Origin of the sequence: Tomitella fengzijianii, assembly GCF_007559025.1 — a bacterium.
GTDB lineage: Bacteria > Actinomycetota > Actinomycetes > Mycobacteriales > Mycobacteriaceae > Tomitella > Tomitella fengzijianii.
This window is the reverse complement of record NZ_CP041765.1, coordinates 2,387,797-2,408,806: the sequence shown is the minus strand read 5'-3', so window position 1 is coordinate 2,408,806 and position 21,010 is coordinate 2,387,797. Positions and strand designations below refer to the sequence as shown.

General features: G+C 70.1%; 16 protein-coding genes and 2 tRNA genes. 13 read left to right on the top strand and 5 right to left on the bottom strand.

The features are described from left to right. Positions 1-18: 18 nt before the first annotated feature. A complete protein-coding gene (locus FO059_RS10950) occupies positions 19-546 on the bottom strand; it encodes a PH domain-containing protein (RefSeq protein WP_143908740.1) in 528 nt (175 codons plus the stop codon). Positions 547-890: 344 nt separating this feature from the next. On the opposite strand from FO059_RS10950, the gene FO059_RS10945 reads away from it, so the two are divergent. Genes FO059_RS10945 through ilvC form a run of 3 tightly spaced genes read left to right on the top strand, consistent with a single transcriptional unit; the run spans position 891 to position 4,505 of the window. Next, positions 891-2,888 carry an acetolactate synthase large subunit gene (locus FO059_RS10945; protein ID WP_143908738.1) on the top strand — a complete coding sequence of 666 codons (1,998 nt, stop codon included), beginning with the start codon at positions 891-893 and terminating at the stop codon, positions 2,886-2,888. Further along, the gene (gene ilvN / locus FO059_RS10940; RefSeq protein ID WP_143908737.1) at positions 2,885-3,388 is read left to right on the top strand and encodes an acetolactate synthase small subunit; all 504 of its coding nucleotides are present in this window, start codon (positions 2,885-2,887) and stop codon (positions 3,386-3,388) included. The genes FO059_RS10945 and ilvN overlap by 4 nt, the downstream gene beginning before the upstream one ends. Then, complete coding sequence (ilvC, locus tag FO059_RS10935; RefSeq protein WP_268892903.1) at positions 3,306-4,505, top strand: ketol-acid reductoisomerase; 1,200 nt, start codon at positions 3,306-3,308, stop codon at positions 4,503-4,505. Before ilvN ends, ilvC begins: the two co-directional genes overlap by 83 nt. A 92-nt stretch (positions 4,506-4,597) precedes the next feature. Here the strand turns inward: ilvC and FO059_RS10930 are convergent, their stop codons facing one another. After that, positions 4,598-5,323 carry a S1 family peptidase gene (locus FO059_RS10930; protein WP_233267103.1) on the bottom strand — a complete coding sequence of 242 codons (726 nt, stop codon included), beginning with the start codon at positions 5,321-5,323 and terminating at the stop codon, positions 4,598-4,600. A 311-nt stretch (positions 5,324-5,634) separates the two neighbouring features. On the opposite strand from FO059_RS10930, the gene serA reads away from it, so the two are divergent. The 7 genes from serA (at position 5,635) to FO059_RS10895 (ending at position 13,161) form a co-directional block, all read left to right on the top strand. After that, positions 5,635-7,230 carry a phosphoglycerate dehydrogenase gene (gene serA / locus FO059_RS10925; RefSeq protein WP_143908735.1) on the top strand — a complete coding sequence of 532 codons (1,596 nt, stop codon included), beginning with the start codon at positions 5,635-5,637 and terminating at the stop codon, positions 7,228-7,230. 121 nt (positions 7,231-7,351) lie between these two features. Next, entirely contained in the window at positions 7,352-8,359 is a 1,008-nt protein-coding gene (locus FO059_RS10920; protein ID WP_143908733.1) for a 3-isopropylmalate dehydrogenase, read from the top strand. A 102-nt stretch (positions 8,360-8,461) separates the two neighbouring features. After that, positions 8,462-9,262, top strand: a complete 801-nt coding sequence (locus FO059_RS10915; RefSeq protein ID WP_143908731.1) for a fumarylacetoacetate hydrolase family protein — start codon at positions 8,462-8,464, stop codon at positions 9,260-9,262. A gap of 103 nt (positions 9,263-9,365) precedes the next feature. Next, positions 9,366-11,051 carry an AMP-binding protein gene (locus FO059_RS10910; RefSeq protein WP_143908729.1) on the top strand — a complete coding sequence of 562 codons (1,686 nt, stop codon included), beginning with the start codon at positions 9,366-9,368 and terminating at the stop codon, positions 11,049-11,051. 54 nt (positions 11,052-11,105) lie between these two features. Beyond that, positions 11,106-12,596 (top strand): glutamate--tRNA ligase, encoded by a 1,491-nt coding sequence (gene gltX / locus FO059_RS10905; protein ID WP_143908727.1) that lies wholly within the window; start codon positions 11,106-11,108, stop codon positions 12,594-12,596. A 218-nt stretch (positions 12,597-12,814) separates the two neighbouring features. Then, positions 12,815-12,886, top strand: a tRNA-Gln gene (locus tag FO059_RS10900). A gap of 202 nt (positions 12,887-13,088) precedes the next feature. Continuing rightward, a tRNA-Glu gene (locus tag FO059_RS10895) sits at positions 13,089-13,161 on the top strand. Positions 13,162-13,554: 393 nt separating this feature from the next. Here the strand turns inward: FO059_RS10895 and FO059_RS10890 are convergent. After that, positions 13,555-14,256 carry an IclR family transcriptional regulator gene (locus tag FO059_RS10890; RefSeq protein WP_143908725.1) on the bottom strand — a complete coding sequence of 234 codons (702 nt, stop codon included), beginning with the start codon at positions 14,254-14,256 and terminating at the stop codon, positions 13,555-13,557. Between the two features lie 90 nt (positions 14,257-14,346). On the opposite strand from FO059_RS10890, the gene leuC reads away from it, so the two are divergent. The 3 genes from leuC to FO059_RS10875 all read left to right on the top strand — a co-directional run bounded on the left by leuC (position 14,347) and on the right by FO059_RS10875 (position 17,630). Further along, a complete protein-coding gene (gene leuC, locus FO059_RS10885; RefSeq protein ID WP_143908723.1) occupies positions 14,347-15,789 on the top strand; it encodes a 3-isopropylmalate dehydratase large subunit in 1,443 nt (480 codons plus the stop codon). Between the two features lie 66 nt (positions 15,790-15,855). Continuing rightward, on the top strand, positions 15,856-16,461 hold the full coding sequence (leuD, locus tag FO059_RS10880; RefSeq protein ID WP_143908721.1) for a 3-isopropylmalate dehydratase small subunit: 606 nt from the start codon (positions 15,856-15,858) through the stop codon (positions 16,459-16,461). Between the two features lie 179 nt (positions 16,462-16,640). Then, entirely contained in the window at positions 16,641-17,630 is a 990-nt protein-coding gene (locus FO059_RS10875) for an HU family DNA-binding protein (RefSeq protein WP_143908719.1), read from the top strand. 24 nt (positions 17,631-17,654) lie between these two features. On the opposite strand, the gene FO059_RS10870 is transcribed toward FO059_RS10875, so the two are convergent. Both FO059_RS10870 and FO059_RS10865 read right to left on the bottom strand, forming a co-directional pair. Next, positions 17,655-18,575 carry an NUDIX hydrolase gene (locus FO059_RS10870; RefSeq protein ID WP_143910665.1) on the bottom strand — a complete coding sequence of 307 codons (921 nt, stop codon included), beginning with the start codon at positions 18,573-18,575 and terminating at the stop codon, positions 17,655-17,657. Positions 18,576-18,651: 76 nt separating this feature from the next. After that, the gene (locus tag FO059_RS10865; protein WP_143910664.1) at positions 18,652-20,967 is read right to left on the bottom strand and encodes an RNA degradosome polyphosphate kinase; all 2,316 of its coding nucleotides are present in this window, start codon (positions 20,965-20,967) and stop codon (positions 18,652-18,654) included. Positions 20,968-21,010 lie beyond the last annotated feature (43 nt).

Sequence of the window (21,010 nt, the reverse complement as noted above, 5' to 3'; positions counted from 1 at the left end):
GGTGGCCTGTTCCGGAGGCTACTCGGGGTCCTCGTCGACCCGGTCCGCGCGGGCAGGCCCGTCGTCGCCGGGCTCGTCGGCGGGAGCCTGCGAACGCAACACGGTCGGGTCGGGGAGGCGGCCGCCGCTGGCGTCGGAGACGTGCGGGATGTCGTTCCAGGTGACGGCGGGCAGCCGCACGACCGCCCCGTCGCGCAGGTATGCGCGCGCCCAGCTGATGCCGAACACCCGCGGGTGCGGGAACACGATGCCGCGGACCTGGTCCCACGGCACGGCCCGGTGGCCGGTGAGCGTGCGGACCTCCGCGCCGGCGGGGGAGACGGAGGTGCGCATGCGCGCCACCCACCACGCCAGGAGGATCGGGACGATCAGCAGCCAGCCCGTGTAGGCCGGCCAGTTGAGCACGGGGATCATGATGATCGCGGCCAGGCAGGCGACGACGAAGTAGCCGCTGCCGGGGAGGCGGAAGACCGCCGGGGCGGCATCGGCGCGGGGCTGTCCACCGGCCGGGGTAGCATCTGGGGGCACGTCATGCGAGGGCGACACGATCCTGATCCTCGCATCCCGGCCTCGGGTTCCCTCACCACGGGATACCCCTCGTGGGGGTTCGGTACACGACTGCGGCCGGCACGCCCGGCGCGGTCCGTTGCCGCTGAAGTTGACTATTCGCCGGCTGCACGCTTATCGTCGTGGGCATGAAGCACCCGGAATTGCTCGTAATCGGCTGGCGCGTCCAAGCGTGAACCGACCAGTCGCCTGAGCCGTTCCCGCTTCGACGCGCCACCCTCGTACAGCAGCTTCTGCTGGCGGGGGTTTTTTGTTGTCCCCACCACCCACCGCCCCCGCACACGTACGCCGTGCCCGGCGGGCCCGATCAGAGGAAGCAAGCAGTGAGCGCACCCACCGCGCGGCCGCAGCCGCAGCCGCGGAAGGCCACGTCCACCAGTGCCGATGAATCGGCAACCGACGGCACGCTCGTCGCCGGCCCCGATGCGACTGCGGCGCTCTCCGGCCGCCGCAGCCTGCCCCCGGAGTCCGTCACCGGCGCGCAGTCGGTGGTCCGGTCGCTCGAGGAGCTCGGCGCCGACACGGTATTCGGCATCCCGGGCGGTGCGATCCTGCCGGTCTACGACCCGCTGTTCGACTCGCAGCGCGTGCGGCACGTCCTCGTCCGGCACGAGCAGGGGGCGGGCCACGCCGCCACCGGGTACGCGCAGGCCACCGGCCGCGTCGGCGTGTGCATGGCGACGTCCGGCCCGGGTGCGACCAACCTGGTCACCCCGCTGGCGGACGCGCAGATGGACTCGGTGCCGATCGTCGCGATCACCGGGCAGGTGGCGCGGAACCTCATCGGCAGCGACGGGTTCCAGGAGGCGGACATCGCGGGCATCACCATGCCCGTGACCAAGCACAACTTCCTGATCGGCGACGCGGCGGACATTCCGCGGGTGATCGCCGAGGCCTTCCACATCGCCTCCTCCGGCCGCCCGGGCGCGGTGCTGGTGGACATCCCCAAGGACGTGCTGCAGGCGCAGACCACGTTCATCTGGCCGCCGGAGATGAACCTGCCCGGGTACCGGCCGGTCACCAAGCCGCACGTCAAGCAGGTGCGCGAGGCGGCGCGGCTCATCGCGGCCGCCAAGGCGCCCGTCCTCTACGTGGGCGGCGGCATCATCAAGGCTGAGGCCTCGGCGGAGCTGCTGGAGCTGGCCGAACTCACCGGCATACCGGTGGTCACCACGCTCATGGCGCGCGGCGCCTTCCCGGACAGCCACCCCCAGCATTGCGGCATGCCGGGCATGCACGGGGCCGTGTCCGCGGTCGCGGCGCTGCAGCGCGCGGACCTGCTCGTCACGCTGGGGGCGCGGTTCGACGACCGCGTCACCGGCAAGCTCGACTCGTTCGCGCCGTTTGCGACGGTGGTCCACGCGGACATCGACCCGGCGGAGATCGGCAAGAACCGGCATGCGGACGTCCCCATCGTCGGCGACTGCCGCGAGGTGATCATCGAGCTGCTGCGCGCCATCCGCGAGGAGCGCACCGCGACGCCTGCTCCGGACCTGTCCGAGTGGTGGGCCTACCTCGACGGGCTGCGGGCCACGTACCCGCTGAGCTACGACCGGCCGGCCGACGGCGCGCTGTCGCCCGAGCTCGTCATCGAGGCGGTCGGCAAGGCCGCCGGGCCCGACGCCGTGTACGTCGCCGGCGTGGGCCAGCACCAGATGTGGGCCGCGCAGTTCGTCGACTACGAGAAGCCGCGCACGTGGCTCAACTCGGGCGGGCTGGGGACCATGGGGTACGCCATCCCCGCGGCGCTCGGAGCCAAGATGGGCCGGCCGGACGCCGAGGTGTGGGCAATCGACGGCGACGGCTGCTTCCAGATGACCAACCAGGAGCTCGCCACCGCCGCCATCGAGGGCGTGCCGATCAAGGTCGCCCTGATCAACAACGGCAACCTGGGTATGGTCCGCCAGTGGCAGACCCTGTTCTACGAAGAGCGGTACTCCAACACCGACCTGGCCACCCATTCGAGGCGGATCCCCGACTTCGTCGCCCTCGCCGAGGCGCTGGGCTGCGTCGGTCTGCGGTGCGAGCGCGAGGAGGACGTCGACGAGGTGATCGCCCGGGCGCGCGCCATCGACGACCGCCCGGTGGTCATCGACTTCATCGTGGGCGCCGACGCGCAGGTGTGGCCGATGGTCGCGTCGGGCACCGGCAACGACCAGATCATGGCGGCCCGCGACATCCGCCCGCTGTTCGACGACGACGAGACCGCCGAACCGGCCGCCGTCGAGGCCGCCGCGGAGGCGAAGGAACAGCACAGTCTCACCGCCGCCGCGGACGGCGGAGACACGGCACAGATCGAGACGGAGGGGTCCGACAAGTGAGCACCAGCCACACGCTGAGCGTCCTGGTCGAGGACAAGCCGGGCGTGCTCGCGCGCGTGTCCTCGCTGTTCTCCAGGCGCGGGTACAACATCGCTTCACTCGCGGTCGGCAGCACCGAGGTGCCCGGCATCTCGCGGATGACGATCGTCGTGACGGTGGAGGACTTCCCGCTCGAGCAGGTGACCAAGCAGCTCAACAAGCTCGTCAACGTCATCAAGATCGTCGAGCAGGACCCGGCCAACTCGGTGGCCCGCGAGCTGGTGATGATCAAGGTCCGCGCGGACGCCACCGTGCGCTCGCAGGTGATCGAGGCGGTGGGGCTGTTCCGCGCCAAGGTCATCGACGCGTCGCCGGAGGCGCTCACGATCGAGGCCACCGGCACGCGCGACAAGCTCGAGGCCTTGATGCGGATGCTCGATGACTACGGCATCCGCGAGATCGTCCAGTCCGGGGTGGTCGCGGTGGGCCGCGGCCCCAAGTCGATCACCGCGACCCGATAGATTCACCGGTACACGGCCGGAGACTCCGGTCACGCACCGCACGCACAATGTTCGTCTTCGGCACTGGCAGCACCGCCGAAAAATCGATGAAGGGAACACCAACGTGGCAGTCGAGATCTTCTACGACGACGATGCCGATCTGTCGATCATCCAGGGCCGCAAGGTCGCAGTGATCGGCTACGGCAGCCAGGGGCACGCGCATTCGCTGAGCCTGCGCGACTCCGGCGTGGACGTGCGCATCGGCCTCAAGGAGGGGTCGAAGTCGCGGGCCAAGGCGGAGGAGCAGGGGCTCACCGTGGGCACCCCCGCGGAGGTCAGCGCCTGGGCCGACGTCATCATGCTGTTGGCGCCGGACACCGCGCAGGCGTCGATCTTCACCGGCGACATCGAGCCCAACCTCAAGGACGGCGACGCGCTGCTGTTCGGGCACGGCCTCAACATCCACTTCGAGCTGATCAAGCCCGCGGCGAACATCACCATCGGCATGATCGCCCCCAAGGGGCCCGGCCACCTGGTGCGCCGCCAGTTCGTCGACGGCAAGGGCGTGCCCTGCCTGATCGCCGTCCAGCAGGACCCCAAGGGCGAGGGCCAGGCGCTGTGCCTGTCCTACGCCAGGGGTATCGGCGGCACGCGCGCCGGCACCATCAAGACCACCTTCAAGGAAGAGACCGAGACCGACCTCTTCGGCGAGCAGGCGGTGCTGTGCGGCGGCACTGAGAAGCTGGTCCAGACCGGCTTCGAGGTGATGGTCGAGGCCGGCTACGCCCCGGAGATGGCCTACTTCGAGGTGCTGCACGAGCTCAAGCTCATCGTCGACCTGATGTACGAGGGCGGCATCGCGCGGATGAACTACTCCGTGTCCGACACCGCGGAGTTCGGCGGCTACCTCTCCGGGCCGCGGGTCATCGACGAGTCCACCAAGGAGCGCATGCGCGAGGTGCTCGCCGACATCCAGTCCGGCGAGTTCGTCAAGCGCCTCGTCGCCAACGTCGAGGGCGGCAACAAGGAGCTCGAGTCGCTGCGCAAGCAGAACGCCGAGCACCAGATCGAGGTCGTCGGCGGCAAGCTGCGCAGCCTGATGAGCTGGGTCGACCGTCCCATCACCGAGACGGCCTGACGCTGCGCCGCGCGTAGTCGCGGCATTGCAGGACGAACGACGCCGCCCGCCCCTGGAAGTCAGGGGCGGGCGGCGTCGTTCGTACGCGACGGTCAGATGGGCCGGAACCCGGCGCCGACGCCTCCTGCCGCGTTGATCGCGCCCAGCGCGGCGTCCATCGTGGTGCCCACGGTGGGGCTCAGGCACGGCACCTGGATGAAGGCGTTGATCATGCCGACGAGGGTGGTGCCGACCACGACCGGTGCGCCGGAATCGCCCTCCATGACGCAGATCTGGGTCCAGGTCTCATGCCGCACGGTGTCGGTGAGCCAGGTGACGCCGCACGTGACCCCGGTGGTGCGCCCGTCCTTGCATGCGACGCCGGGGAAATCCACGGGGCTGCCGGTGCCGGTGATCGTCATGCCGCCCACCTGGTTGACGGGGGCGACGCGTGCGGGATCGAACTGCACGACGGCGACATCGAGCGCCGGATAGTCGTCGACGATCGTGCCGACGGGCGTGCCGTCCCAGCCGAACTCCGGGATGACTGCGTCGCCCGGGTCGCCGCAGTGGCCTGCGGTGATCCCGACGAGCCTGCCCGCGCCGTCGTGCCCGATCGTCGTGAGCGTGCACGCCGCGACGTCGCCCGCCGCGTCGGCCAGAAGGATCCCGGAGCCGCCGCCCAGTACCGCCTGGGCCGGCGCGGCGGTGGCGGGCGTGGCCAGTGAGACCGCCGACGCCGCTGCGACCACCGTCGCGGCAGCGGCCGCCCACGCCGCGCGCAGCCGGTGCGGCGCCCCGCGTCGTGTGCGGGACGCCGTGCGCCGTGTGCGCGGCATCGAGCCTGGAGTGCGGGTAAGAACGTGCACGGGTGATCCCCTCGTCTCGACCTGTCCGCAACGGTCGCGGACGGTGCTATCGAATCAGAGCACAATCCGTGCCGCCGCATCAAGGGGACACGGGCTGCCGCGTCGATGGGGACACATGCCGCCGCGTCGATGGGGACACATGCCGCCGCAAGAAGAGGACACGGGGAACGCACCGGCACGACTCCCGCGGCAGCGGTCCCGGATGCGGCGTCGGCGTCGGGGCCGCCGGGCCGTAAACTGAATCGGTCCCGATATTCCACTACCGCAGGGGAGACTCACCCGTGACCCAGTCAGGCCGTCCCGTAGTCCTGATCGCAGACAAGCTGGCCCAGTCGACCGTCGAGGCGCTCGGCGGAGATGTCGAGGTCCGCTGGGTCGACGGCCCCAACCGGGCCGAGCTGCTCGCCGCGGTGCCGGATGCGGACGCGCTGCTGGTGCGCTCCGCGACGACGGTGGACGCCGAGGTGCTCGCCGCCGCCCCCAACCTGAAGATCGTGGGGCGCGCCGGGGTCGGCCTGGACAACGTCGACATCCCCGCCGCCACAGAACGCGGCGTGATGGTGGTCAATGCGCCCACCTCCAACATCCACTCGGCGGCGGAGCACGCCGTCGCGCTGCTAATGTCCACGGCGCGGCAGATCCCGGCGGCGGACCGGACGCTGCGCGACGGCGAGTGGAAGCGCAGCAGCTTCAACGGCGTCGAGCTGCTGGACAAGACCGTCGGCATCGTCGGCCTGGGGCGCATCGGCCAGCTGGTCGCGCAGCGGCTGGCGGCGTTCGAGACCAAGATCGTCGCCTACGACCCCTACCTGCCCGCGGCGCGCGCGGCGCAGCTCGGGATCGAGCTGCTCAGCCTCGACGAGCTGCTGGCGCGGGCGGACATGATCACCGTGCACCTGCCGAAGACGCCGGAGACCAAGGGCCTCATCGGGGCCGAGCAGCTGGCGGGCATCAAGGAAGGCGCCATCATCGTCAACGCCGCGCGCGGCGGCCTCATCGACGAGGCCGCCCTGCACGACGCCATCGTCTCCGGTCGGGTGCGGGGCGCGGGCTTCGACGTCTACGCCACCGAGCCGTGCACGGACTCCCCGCTGTTCTCTCTGGACCAGGTCGTGGTGACCCCCCACCTGGGCGCGTCCACGGCGGAGGCGCAGGACCGCGCGGGCACGGACGTCGCCAAGTCGGTGCTGCTGGCGCTGGCCGGCGAGTTCGTCCCGGACGCCGTCAACGTCTCCGGGGGCCCCGTGGGCGAGGAGGTCTCGCCCTGGCTGGAGCTGGTGCGCAAGCTGGGCCTGGTCGCCGGGGTCCTCTCGGAGGGCGCGCCCAGCACGGTGCAGGTGGACGTGCGCGGCGAGCTGTCCTCCGCCACCGTCGACATCCTCGGTCTGGCCGCTCTGCGCGGCATGTTCTCCGCGATCACCGATGACGCCGTCACCTTCGTCAACGCGCCGCAGATGGCCGAGCAGCGCGGGGTCACGGTCAGCGTGGACACGCACACCGAGAGCAGCACGCACCGCAGCGTCGTGGAGGTCAAGGCCGTCACTGCGGACGGCGGCGTCGTGTCGGTGGCGGGCGCGCTCACCGGCCTGGAGCAGGTCGAGAAGCTGGTGCAGATCAACGGCCGCAGCTTCGACATCCGCGCCGAGGGCAACAACGTGCTCATCAGCTATGCGGACGCCCCCGGCGCGCTGGGCAAGATCGGCACCGTGCTGGGCGACGCGGGCATCGACATCCAGGCGGCGGCGCTGTCGCATGATGCCGAGGGCACCGGCGCCACGATCATCCTGCGGCTCTCCGAGACGTCGTCCGACGCCGTGCTCGCCGGCCTCAAGGACGCCGTGTCCGCGTCGCGCGTCGAGCAGGTCGACCTGTCCTGACGCGGCGCAACGGGCCAGTTCCCGACGCTGCCGCCGCGGACCGGCGGCAGCGTCTCCGATCGATCGACCCCATCGCGGCGCGCCGCCCGGCCCGCCGCAGATCTTGCGAAGTGAGGAAACGATGAAGCTCGCCGTCATCGCAGGCGACGGGATCGGCCCCGAGGTGGTCGGCCAGGCACTGGGGGCGCTGCGCGCGGTGGTCCCGGGAGTGGAGACCACCGAATACGACCTGGGCGCCCAGCGGTACCACCGCACCGGCGAGCTCATGCCGGACGGCGTCCTCGACGAGATCCGCGGGCACGACGCGATCATGCTGGGCGCGATCGGCGACCCGTCCGTGCCCAGCGGCGTGCTCGAGCGCGGCCTGCTGCTCAACACGCGGTTCGCGCTCGACCACCACGTGAACCTGCGGCCCTCCAAGCTGTACACGGGCGTGACAAGCCCGCTGTCCGGGGAGCCGGCCATCGACTTCCTCGTGGTCCGCGAGGGCACAGAGGGGCCGTACACCGGCACGGGCGGGGCGATCCGGGTGGACACGCCGCACGAGGTGGCCACCGAGGTCAGCACCAACACCCGGTTCGGCGTGGAGCGGGTGGTGCGCTACGCGTTCGAGAAGGCGATGGCGCGCCGCAAGCACCTGACGCTGGTGCACAAGAACAACGTGCTCGCCTATGCGGGCACGCTGTGGACCAGGACCGTCGAAGAGGTCGGGGCCGAGTACCCGGACGTGGAGCGGGCGTACATGCACGTCGACGCCGCCACCATCCACATGGTGACCGATCCGGGCCGCTTCGACGTGATCGTCACCGACAACCTGTTCGGCGACATCATCACCGACCTGGCGGCCGCGGTCAGCGGCGGGATCGGGCTGGCGGCCAGCGGCAACATCGACGCCACCGGCACCAACCCGAGCATGTTCGAGCCGGTGCACGGCAGCGCCCCGGACATCGCCGGCCAGGACAAGGCGGATCCCACCGCGGCGATCCTGTCGGCTTCGCTGCTGCTCGAACATCTGGGCCGCACCGACGAGGCCGCCCGCATCGAGCAGGCAGTCGCGGCGGATCTGCGCGAGCGCGCGGGGGCGGTCGGCACCGCCGAGACCGGCGCGCGCATCATCGCGCGCATTTGAGGCGCGCCCGCAGCAGCGACGGCGACGGCCCGTCCCGGGAGCATTCCGGGGCGGGCCGTCGCCGTCGCACACGGTCCGATCGGGCGCCGTTAGGATGTGCGCATGCGACTGGGACGAGTGATCAGCACCGACGGCGTCGCCTTCGTCAAGATCGACGAAGGCGACGTGGACATGGCCACAGGCCGCGTGCCCGCCGAGATGCGCGCGCACGAGATCAAGGACCACCCCTTCGGCACCCCCACGTTCACCGGCCGCAGCTGGTCGCTGGCGGAGGTCCGGCTGCTGGCCCCGATCCTGGCCAGCAAGGTGATCTGCGTGGGCAAGAACTACGCCGACCACGCTGCCGAGATGGGCAGCGAGCCGCCGGCGGACCCGGTGATCTTCATCAAGCCGTCCACCTCGATCATCGGCCCGGACGTGCCGATCAACCGTCCGCCCACCTCGCAGGAGGTCCACTACGAGGGTGAGCTGGCCGTCGTCATCGGTCAGGTGGCCAAGTCGGTGCCCGAGGAGCGCGCGCTCGACGTGGTGCTGGGGTACACGTGCGCCAACGACGTCACCGCCCGCGACCAGCAGCGCCAGGACGGACAGTGGACGCGCGCCAAGGGGCATGACTCGTTCTGCCCGATGGGCCCCTGGATCGAAACCGACCTGGACGCGTCCGCGGTGCGCCTGCGCACGACGCTCGACGGCGCCGTGGTCCAGGACTCGAACACCTCGCTGCTTCTGCACGATATCCCGTCGCTGATCGCCTGGGTCTCGGATGTGATGACCCTGCTGCCCGGCGACGTCATCCTGACCGGCACGCCCGCCGGCGTGGGGCCGATGACGGCGGGCCAGGCGGTGGGCGTGGCGATCGACGGCATCGGGCTGCTGCGCAACCCCGTCGCGGACAGGCGGTAGGGAAGCGGCGGACGCGCGTGTGACCCCCGATCAGGGGGTGACAAATCACGTGCCGGGGATCACAGTCTAGGTATTGAGTACCTGCTGCGATCGAGGAGACTTCATGGCCGGCCTGGACACACCGCTCACCCCGCTGCGATTCCTGGAGCGTTCGCTGGAAGGCCACCCCGACGCCGAGGCGATCGTCGACGGGCCCCGGCGGTTCACCTACCGGGAGATGGCGGACACCGTGCAGCGCTTGGCCGAGGGCCTGCGCGTGCGGGGGCTGGAGTCCGGGCAGCGGGTGGCGGTGCTGGCGCCGAACAGCGCCGAGGCGCTCATCGCCCACTACGCGGTGCCCCTGGCCGGGGGCGTGCTGGTGATGATGAACACCCGGCTGGCGGTGCCGGAGGTCCAGTACATCCTGGAGCATTCCGGGGCCCGGTTCCTGTTCGGTGATGCGGAGCTGCTGGGTCCGGTCGTGGAGTCGGGGGTGCCGGCGGGGGTCGGGGCGGTCGTCGTGCACCCGGATGAGGACGGCAGTCCGGGCGCAGTCGGCAGTCCGGGCGCAGTCGGCAGTCCGGGCGCAGTCGGCAGTCCGGGCGCAGTCGGCAGTCCGGGCGAGGGCGATCGGGTCGAGGCGTATGCCGACTGGATTTCGCGGGCACCGTCGGAGCCGTTGGCGTGGGAGGTCGACGACGAGACGGCGACGATCACCGTCAACTACACCTCTGGCACGACAGGCCGGCCCAAGGGTGTGATGTACACGCACCGCGGCGCGTACCTGAACTCGCTGGGCGAGGTGATCACCCAGGACTTCGCCCCGCTCACCCGGTACCTGTGGACCCTGCCGATGTTCCACTGCAACGGGTGGTGCACAACGTGGGCGCTGACGTCGGTGTCGGGCACGCACGTGTGCCTGCGCGCCGTGCGTGGCGACGACGTCTGGCGGCTCATCGGCGACGAGCGGATCACGCGGATGGCCGGCGCGCCCACGGTGCTCAACTCCATGGCCGCCTCTCCCGGTGCGCGCCCGATGGGCGGTGCCCTGTCGATGGTGACGGCGGGTGCGCCCCCGTCGCCGACGATCATCGCGAAGTTCGAGGAGCTCGGCATCACCGTCATCCACGTCTACGGGCTCACTGAAACGTACGGGCCGTACTCGTCGTGCGAACCGCAACCGGCGTGGGCGGATCTCCCCGCGGACGAGCGCGCCGCGCTCATGTCGCGCCAGGGCATCGGCATGGTCAGCGGGGACCGGATGCGGGTGGTCGAGCAGCGCGCGGGGGACGAGCTGGTGGATGTTCCGCGCGACGGGGCCACGATGGGCGAGATCGTGATGCGGGGCAACGGCGTGATGAAGGGCTACTTCGATGGCGAGGAGGCGACCGCCGAGGCCTTCCGCGGCGGCTGGTTCCATTCCGGCGACCTCGCGGTGATGCACCCCGACGGGTACGTGCAGATCCTGGACCGGGCGAAGGACGTCGTGGTCTCCGGAGGTGAGAACATCTCGACCATCGAGGTGGAGCAGGCGCTGTTGACCCATCCCGCGGTGCGGGACGTGGCCGTCGTCGGGGCGCCGGATGAGAAGTGGGGCGAGCGGCCCAAGGCCTTCGTCGTGCTCGCCGACGGGGCCGAGGTGGACGCCATCGACCTGATCGAGCACGTCAAGACCCGCATCGCCCGGTACAAGGCGCCGGGGGCGGTGGAGTTCCTGGTGGAACTGCCCACGACGTCGACCGGCAAGATCCGCAAGAACACGCTGCGCGACAAGGAATGGGAGGGGCGGTCCTCGCGCGTGCAGGGCTGACCGCGGGGGCCACGGCTGCGGGGCATCCGTCGTGCGCCGACTAGGCTGCAGGTCATGAGCACTCCGTCACCCGTCCGCGTCAGATTCTGCCCGTCGCCCACCGGCACCCCGCACGTGGGACTCGTGCGTACCGCGTTGTTCAACTGGGCATACGCCCGGCACACCGGAGGCAAGCTGGTCTTCCGGATCGAAGACACCGATGCCGCGCGGGACAGTGAGGAGTCCTACCACGCGATCATCGACGCGCTGCAGTGGCTGGGGCTCGACTGGGACGAGGGGCCGGACATCGGAGGCCCGCACGCACCGTACCGGCAGTCGCAGCGTCGCGATCTCCATCTGGACGTGGTGCGGCGGCTCGTGGAGTCCGGCGATGCCTACGAGTCGTTCTCCACCCCGGAGGAGGTCGAGGAGCGTCACCGCGCTGCCGGCCGTGACCCGAAGCTGGGCTACGACAACTTCGACCGCGGGCTCACCGAGGCTCAGCGGGCGGCATTCGTCGAGGAGGGGCGCAGGCCCGTGGTTCGCCTGCGGATGCCCGACGAGGAACTGACGTGGACGGACCTCGTGCGAGGGGAGGTCTCCTTCCGGGCAGGAAGCGTCCCGGACTTCGCCCTGACCCGGGGCAACGGTGTGCCGCTGTACACCCTGGTCAATCCGGTCGACGACGCGATGATGGGCATCACCCACGTGCTGCGCGGCGAAGACCTGCTCTCCAGCACGCCGCGGCAGCTCGCGCTGTATGCGGCCCTCGAGCGGATCGGCGTGGCGGAGTTCACCCCGCGGTTCGGCCACCTGCCTTTCGTGATGGGTGCGGGCAATAAGAAGCTCTCCAAGCGGGACCCGGAGTCCAGCCTGTTCCACCACCGCGACCGCGGCTTCATCCCGGAGGGGCTGCTCAATTACCTGGCACTGTTGGGCTGGGGGATCTCCGACGATCACGACGTGTTCTCGATGGACGAGATGGTCGCGGCCTTCGACATCGGGTCGGTCAATTCCAACCCGGCCCGCTTCGACCAGAAGAAGGCCGACGCGATCAACGCCGAGCACATCCGTCTGCTCGAGCCGGTGGACTTCGCGGATCGCCTGCGTGCGTTCCTCACCGAGACGGGTCAGCTGTCCGCGGACGTCGATGACGCGGTGTGGCGGTCGGCTGCGGACCTGGTGCAGACGCGCATCGTCGTACTTTCCGATGCCTGGGGGCTGTTGCGCTTCCTGTTCGCCCCGGACGCCGAGTTCGTCATCGACGAGAAGTCTGCGGCCAAGAACCTCAAGGAGGATGCGGTGCCGGTGATCACGGCGGCCACCGCGGCCCTGGAGGGGCTGGGCGAGTGGACCACCGAGGCGATCGAGCAGGCGCTCAAGGACGCGCTCGTGGACGGTCTGGGCATCAAGCCACGCAAGGCCTTCGGGCCGGTCCGGGTGGCCGTGAGCGGCTCGCACATCAGCCCGCCGCTGTTCGAGTCGATGGAGCTGCTGGGCCGGGAGCGGAGCATGCGCCGGCTCGCTGCGGCGGCTGAACTCGCCGCGGCCACCGCAGCCGAATAACCCGCCCGGCTCGCCCCGCAGTGCCGGATGGACCTGTGGGGCGGGCGGCCGGGAGCGCCCCGGCCTGCGCCGATGGGCTGGTGGCGCCCCGGAGTGAGGGGTGCCACCACCAGTCGATTTGTGTAAACCGGGGGAGGCCCTGGTAGTGTTCTCAACGTTCGAGCGGGAGCGCGGGAAGCCGGTGAATGCCGGATCGTTCGCGTGCCTGTTCGAAGCGATGGGGTATGGTGTAATTGGCAACACAGCTGATTCTGGTTCAGCCATTCTAGGTTCGAGTCCTGGTACCCCAGCGAAGAGTTCGTTCTCGCCGTCGCCGGGGGGTAAAGCCCGACGACACTGCGCCGAGTTCGGTCGCGGAGGCGATTTGGAGAGCGGATTCGAGCCGGTTAAACTGGCTGGGGCTCACCGATCACAGCGCGAAGGTCAATGCTGTGCCCGGATGCGGTCGTAGTCGGGGAAACCTGGTGACAAGTGAATACACGGCAAGTTCCTGGCCCCGTCGTCTAGAGGCCTAGGACGCCGCCCTCTCAAGGCGGTAACGCGGGTTCGAATCCCGTCGGGGCTACAACAAGCGGGCTCACCTCTCATCGGAGGTGGGCCCGCTTTCTTGGTCAGGCTCCGGGCCGGTGCAACGAGTGCGCGGCTCCGTGCGGTCCTTCGAATACACGAACGCCCCCATCCGGCAGGGCCGGTTGGGGGCGCGGTGTTCTGCGTGGCTGTCAGCTCAGCAGCGAGTCCAGTCCGGCCCGTCCCTGGATGACGACGGACAGCTGGGCGAGCTTCACGATGAAGAAGGACGGGATTCCGAGGCTGGAGCCGACGATCTGGTCAATGGGCATGGGCGGGTCCTTTCTGACTGCACATAGGTGCATGGCGGTACTGGAGCGACGTCACCGCAGCCGCGCCGCCCGCAGAGTATATCGGTCCGGTCACGGCTTCGTTACCGGCAGCGGGCGGATCAGAGCCTGCGCTGCAGCGCATCTGCGGCGGCGAGCAGGTCGTCCGCCCAGCGTGTGCCGGGGCGGCGGCCGATCCTGTCGGTGGGCCCCGACACCGAGATCGCGGCCACGACGGCGCCGCGCGGGTCCCGGATGGGGGCCGCGACACTGGCGACGCCCCGCTCCCTTTCGGCGCTGGACTGCGCCCATCCGCGCCGGCGCACCTCGGCCAGGGTCCGCTCGGTGAATTGGGCCTCTCTGAGCAGATCCTTGCGCACGTGATCGGCACACCAGGCCGCGAGCACCTTCGCTCCGGAACCCGCGGTCATGGGCAGCCGGGTGCCCGTGGGCACCGTGTCGCGCAGCCCGGAAGGCGGCTCGGCGCCGGCGATGCAGACCCGCTCGGTGCCGTCACGGCGGTAGAGCTGCACCGACTCGCCCGTGATGTCGCGAAGCCGGGGGAGGACATGCGCGGCGGCGTCGATCAGCGGATCCTGCACCGCGGAAGCGAGCTCGCCCACCCGCGGGCCGATCTGCCAGAGCCCGTCCCCATTGCGGAGCAGCATGCCGTGCGTCTCCAGGCCCACGGCGAGACGATGGGCGGTCGCGCGCGGCAGTGCGGTGCGTTCGCAGAGTTGGGAGAGGTTGCACGGGTGCTCGGCGGCCGCCAGGAGAACCCCCATCGCCTTGTCGAGGACTCCGATGCCGCTATGATGTCTCACAGAACGATATTATCGTCTCGCATGTTGAGATTCCACGGTCGGGGCCGGTGTTCGGGCCGAGGGACGGCGCGGTGAAGGGATTTGGTTGGCATGAGTGATGGAGCGACTCGGGCGTCGGGACCCCGCACTCTCGCGGAGAAGGTCTGGGACGAGCACGTCGTCGTCAAGGGGGAGGGTGAGGGCGCACAGCGCAAGCCGGACCTGATCTACATCGACCTGCACCTGGTGCACGAGGTCACGAGCCCGCAGGCGTTCGAGGGCCTGCGTCTCGGCGGGCGGCGGCTGCGGCGGCCGGACCTGACGATCGCCACCGAGGACCACAACGTCCCGACGATCGACATCGACAGGCCGATCGCCGATCCGACCTCGCGCACGCAGGTCGAAACCCTGCGCCGCAACTGCGAGGAGTTCGGCGTGCGTCTGCACCCCATGGGGGACATCGAGCAGGGCATTGTGCACGTGGTGGGACCGCAGCTGGGGCTGACGCAGCCGGGGATGACCGTGGTGTGCGGCGACAGCCATACCTCCACGCACGGGGCGTTCGGCGCGTTGGCCATGGGGATCGGCACGTCCGAGGTCGAGCACGTGATGGCGACGCAGACGCTGTCGCTGCGTCCGTTCAAGACCATGGCGGTCACCGTCGACGGCATCCTGCCCGACGGGGTGACGGCGAAGGACCTGATCCTGGCGGTGATCGCGGAGATCGGCACCGGCGGCGGCCAGGGGCACGTCATCGAGTACCGCGGCGAGGCGATCCGCGCGCTGTCGATGGAGTCGCGGATGACGATCTGCAACATGTCGATCGAGGCCGGCGCGCGGGCCGGCATGGTGGCACCCGACGAGACCACCTACGAGTTCATCAAAGGCCGCCCGCACGCGCCGGAAGGGGCGGATTGGGACGCGGCCGTGGCCCACTGGCGGGACCTGCGCACCGACGAGGGTGCGGTCTTCGACAAGGAGGTCCGCATCGACGCGGCCACGCTGACCCCTTTCGTCACCTGGGGGACCAACCCCGGCCAGGGTTCTCCTCTGGGCGCTTCGGTGCCCGACCCCGCGGCGATCGCCGATGCCGACACCGCCGCCGGCGTGGAATCGGCCCTGAAGTACATGGATCTGCGTCCGGGCACGCCACTGCGCGACATCGCCGTCGACACCGTCTTCGTCGGTTCGTGCACCAATGGCCGGATCGAGGATCTGCGCGTGGTCGCCGACGTGCTCCGTGGCCGGAAAGTGGCTGAGGGCGTGCGGATGCTCGTGGTGCCGGGCTCGATGCGAGTGCGCGCGCAGGCGGATGACGAGGGCCTCGGCGAGGTCTTCGCCGCGGCGGGAGCGGAATGGCGGCAGGCCGGATGCTCGATGTGCCTGGGGATGAATCCCGACCAGCTCTCGCCCGGCCAGCGGTGCGCGTCCACATCCAACCGCAATTTCGAAGGCAGGCAGGGAAAAGGGGGGCGCACGCACCTGGTGTCGCCGGCGGTGGCGGCGGCGACCGCCGTGCGCGGCACGCTCTCCGCGCCCGCCGACCTGGGCTAGCCGCGCCCGCGCGCTCCCCGCGCAACCCCTGATCCGCACGCACAGCACAGACGGGAATCGAGAAACATGGAGCCCTTCACCACCCACACCGGTATCGGTGTGCCCCTGCGACGTTCGAATGTCGACACCGACCAGATCATTCCGGCCGTATACCTCAAGCGGGTGACACGCACAGGCTTCGAGGACGCGCTGTTCGCGGCCTGGCGCGGCGATCCGCAGTTCATTCTCAACACGGCTCCATACGACCGTGGTTCCGTCCTGGTCGCGGGGCCGGATTTCGGGACCGGATCATCGCGCGAGCATGCGGTGTGGGCGCTGTCCGATTACGGGTTCCGCGTGGTCATCTCGTCCCGGTTCGCCGATATCTTCCGCGGCAACGCCGGCAAGCAGGGCCTGGTTGCTGCCGAGGTCGATCAGCATGACGTCGAGCTGTTGTGGAAGGCGATCGAGGAGCGCCCCGGCACGGAGCTGACCGTGGATCTGCAGGCCAAGACTGTGAGTGCGGGCACCCTCGTCGTCCCGTTCGAAATCGACGATTACACCAGGTGGCGGCTGCTCGAAGGGCTCGACGACATCGGCCTGACCCTGCGCGTCGAGGATGCGATCGACGCCTTCGAGCAGCAACGCCCGCAATGGAAACCGCTCACGCTGCCTGAGCCCGCTGCCGGCTGAGGCCCTGCTCCGGGACGCGCCCACCAGAGCGGAAGATCTCCGAGAACCTGCCCAGAACGCAATTGCGCGTTAGAATTCCGGATCAAGTTTGCTGTGGAAGCCCACGGGCACGGCGAACCCGGTTTATCGTGGCGTGCAAATGGTCCGCGACAGGAACACGGTCAGGGGAGGTCTTTCTGATGAACAAGGCAGAACTCATCGATGGTCTGGTCGAGAAGCTGGGCACCGAGCGCCGCACGACGACGGCGGTGGTCGAGGGATTCGTCGACGCCGTGGTCCGTGCGGTGCACGCCGGCGAGAACGTGACCATCACCGGATTCGGCGTCTTCGAGAAGCGCGCCCGGGCACCGCGTGTGGCCCGGAATCCGAGGACGGGCGAGACGGTGCGGGTGCGCGCTACACGGGTTCCCGCGTTCCGCCCGGGAGCGCAGTTCAAGGAACTCGTCTCCGGCAAACAGAAACTCAGTACCTCCGGCGTCGCCGTCAAACGAGGCTCCGGCGCTCCCACGCTGCCCGCGGCGTCTGCTCCCGCAGCGAAGAAGGCGACGCCGGCGAAGAAGACGGCCGCCAAGTCGACAGCCGCGAAGAAGTCCACGCCGGCGAAGAAGACTGCGGCTGCGAAGGCGGCGCCGGCGAAGAAGACCGCCGCGAAGACGACCGCCGCGAACAAGACCGCGGCTGCGAAGGCGGCGCCGGCGAAGAAGACCGCCGCCAAGTCGACCGCCGCGAAGAAGACTGCGGCTGCGAAGGCGACGGCTACGAAGGCGACGGCCGCCGCGAAGAAGTCCACGCCGGCGAAGAAGACGTCGGCTGCCAAGAAGACGACGGCGGCGAAGAAGACGACGGCCGCGAAGAAGACCGCGGCTACGAAGGCGACGGCTGCCAAGAAGACGACGGCGGCGAAGAAGACGACGGCGGCGAAGAAGTCCACGCCGGCGAAGAAGACGACGGCGGCGAAGAAGTCCACGCCGGCGAAGAAGACGTCGGCTGCGAAGAAGACCACTGCCGCAAAGAAGACGACCGCCGCAAAGAAGGCGACGGCCGCAAAGAAGACCACCGCCGCGAAGAAGACCACCGCGGCGAAAAAGGCCACGCCGGCGAAGAAGACGACGGCTGCGAAGAAGACGACGGCGCGCAAGTCGCCCGCGAGAAAGTCGCCCGCGAAGTAAGCCCCGCCCGGAACCCGGTCGGCGTCAGGACGCGACGGGAGAGGGCGCGGGCAGCCGGTCGGCGGCGATCAACCGTCCGGCGCGCAGGGTAAGCACCCAGGTGTCCGCCTTGCGTGTCGTAGCGGTGGGAAGGGTCATCCCATCGCGGGCGGACCACCACCGCAGCAGATCCGGAATCACACCCGATTGGCTGCAGACGGCGGCGACGCGACCTCCGCGCGCGATCTCCTGGATGCGGCGCAGTGCTGCACCCGGATCGAGCGCATACGCCTCCTCGGACAACGTCGGCTCCAGGACGACGTCGGTCCGCAGTTCCCGGGCCAGTGGGGCGACGGTGTCCACGCACCGTGCGCGGTCCGCGGAATACACGACCGCGGGACGGAACGCTGCGGTCTGCGCGACGAGCCGGCGGGCCTGCTCCCGGCCTTTGGCGTCGAGCGGACGGGCGGTGTCGGGGCCGTCGAATCGGCCGCGGCGGCCGGCGCGCGCGTGGCGGATGAGCAGCAGCGTCGAATCGCCGGGGCGCCGCGCGCGGAAGCGCGCGAGAACGGCCCGGTCGAGGTCGTGGGTCACCATCTCCACCGCGTGCCGGAAACGCACCCAGCGCAATTCGTCGACCTCCGAGTTCGGCAGGAAGCTGCCGCCGACGGCCTGGGCCTCCCAATAGTCGACGGTCTTTGTGCGGCGCGGGCTGAGGGGATAGGACACCGACTGCAGATACCGGCCCAGCCGGGCCGAGTACCCGGTTTCCTCGACGGTCTCGCGGACGGCCGCGGCGGGCGCGGACTCGCCGGGGTCCAGTTTGCCCTTGGGCAGCGACCAGTCGTCGTACTCGGGCCGGTGCACCACCGCGAACTCCCGCTTCGCGCCCGTCCCGCGGTACCGCCACAACACGGTCCCGGCCGCATGGACTGTGCTGGACTGCTGCGCCGGGCCGCTCTGGATGCTCACGCTCCGATTGTGCGCGTCGGGCCGGGGCAGGACGGCACCCGCCCCCGGGCCGATGCCCGCGGCGCGCGGATCAGTCGGCGGGTCCGCTGCGGCTGGCCTGCTGGAGCGTCTCCTGGTAGTCGCGGACGTCCGATCCGCCGGTGGGTGAGGCGCTCCACGTGCCGTCGGCGCCGAGCACCCAGCAGCGGGTGTCCGCGCTGAGAGCCAGGTCGAAAACGTTGCCGAGGGCAGGGGTGAGCTCCTCGGCGTCGACGCGGACCATGATCTCCACCCGGCGGTCGAGGTTCCGGTGCATCATGTCGGCGCTGCCGATCCAATATTCCTGCGCGCCGACGAAGTGCAGGATGCGCGAGTGCTCGAGGAACCGGCCGAGGATCGAGCGGACGTGGATGTTGTCGCTCAGGCCCGGCACGCCCGGTGTGAGACAGCAGATGCCGCGCACGACGATGTCGACCGGCACGCCCGCCTGCGAGGCGCGGTAGAGGGCGTCGATGATCTGCTCGTCGACGAGGGCATTGGCCTTGAGCCGGATCCCCGCGGCGCGCCCCGCGCGGTGGGCGTCGATCTCCGCCGAGATGCGCTCGACGATGCCGCGGCGGATCCCGTGCGGGGAGACCAGCAGATTCCGGTAGTGGTTGACCCGCGAATACCCGGTGAGCGAGTTGAACAGATCGGTGAGGTCGGCGCCGATCTCCGGGTCGGCGGTGAAAAGCCCCACATCCTCGTAGAGCCGGGCCGTCTTGGGGTTGTAGTTACCGGTGCCCATGTGGCAGTAGCGGCGGATCGCCGCGCCCTCGCGCCGCACCACCAGGCAGGTCTTGCAATGGGTCTTGAGGCCGACCATCCCGTAGACGACGTGCACTCCGGCCTCTTCGAGCTTGCGTGCCCAGCGGATGTTGGCCTGTTCGTCGAAGCGCGCTTTGATCTCCACGAGGGCCACCACCTGCTTGCCGGCCTCCGCCGCGTCCACGAGCGCGTCGACGACGGGCGAATCGCCGGAGGTGCGGTAGAGAGTCTGCTTGATGGCGAGAACCTGCGGGTCGGCTGCGGCCTGTTCGATGAACCGCTGCACCGAGGTGGAGAACGAGTCGTACGGGTGGTGCACGAGGACGTCGCCGCGGCGCAGGGCGGAGAAGACGTTCCTGGCGGTCTCCCGCTCGCCGAATGCGGGCGGTGTCGCGGGGACGAACGGGGTGTCCTTGAGCGCGGGCCTGTCGAGCCCGTGCAACTGCCACAGGCCGGTCAGGTCCAGCATGCCCGGGATGCGGATGACGTCGCCCGGGCTGACGTCGAGCTCGCGCAGCAGCAGCTCGAGCATGTGCTCGCTCATATCGTCCGTCACCTCGAGGCGCACGGGCGAGCCGAACCGGCGACGGGCCAACTCGCGTTCGAGCGCCTGCAGCAGATCCTCGTCCCGGTCCTCCGAGACCTCGAAGTCAGCGTTGCGGGTCACGCGGAACACGTGGTGCTCGACCACCTGCATGCCGTGGAAGAGCACTTCCAGGTGCGCTGCGATGAGGTCCTCGATCGGCAGGAAGGTCACCGTATCCGCACGGTCCGCGTCGCCGGCCCCGGTGCCGACGGGCACGAAGCGATCGACGTTCTTGGGGACCTTCACGCGGGCGAAGTGCTCGCCGCCCGATTCGCCGTCCCGCACCGTCACGGCGAGGTTGAGGCTCAATCCGCTGATGTAGGGGAACGGGTGCGCGGGGTCCACCGCGAGCGGGGTGAGGACGGGGAAGACGCGCTCGTGGAAGTACTCGGAGAGCCCCTTGCGGACGTCGTCGTCGAGCTCTTCCCAGCGGGTCAGATGGATGCCCGCGCTCGCGAGCTCGGGCAGCACGTGGTCGAGGAACACCCGCGCGTGGGTGACCGCGGTGGCCTGCGTGCGGCGGCCGATCAGCTGCAGTTGCTCCCGGGGCGTGAGACCGTCGGCGGAGCGCACCGGCAGCCCCGCTTCGTCGCGGCGGCCGAGCCCCGCAACTCGGACCATGTAGAACTCGTCGAGGTTCGACGCGTGGATCGCCAGGAACTTGACCCGCTCGAGCACCGGAAGCGACGCGTCCTCCGCGAGAGCGAGCACCCGGGAGTTGAAGTCGAGCCAGCTCAGCTCGCGGTTGAGATAGCGGTCGTGCGGAAGGTCGGTGTCCGGGCGGGGGGCCCGCACCGTCGCGGCGGGCGGAGCGGACGGGGTGGTGGCCGGCGGCGGGGCGTTGTCGACGGGGCCGCCGGCGGGCGCGCCCGCGGTCGGCGGCACTCCGGCATGACCGAGTGGGGTGGCCTCTGCCCGGTCGGACCCTGCCCCGTCGGCCCCGGTGATGTCGGTCCGGGTTTTCGCGGTCCGGGCCCCGTCTGATTCGTCGCGCACACCTCGATCCTTCCGCATCCCGGCGCGTGATGCATGGTGCCCGGCCGCGGTTTCCGCTTTG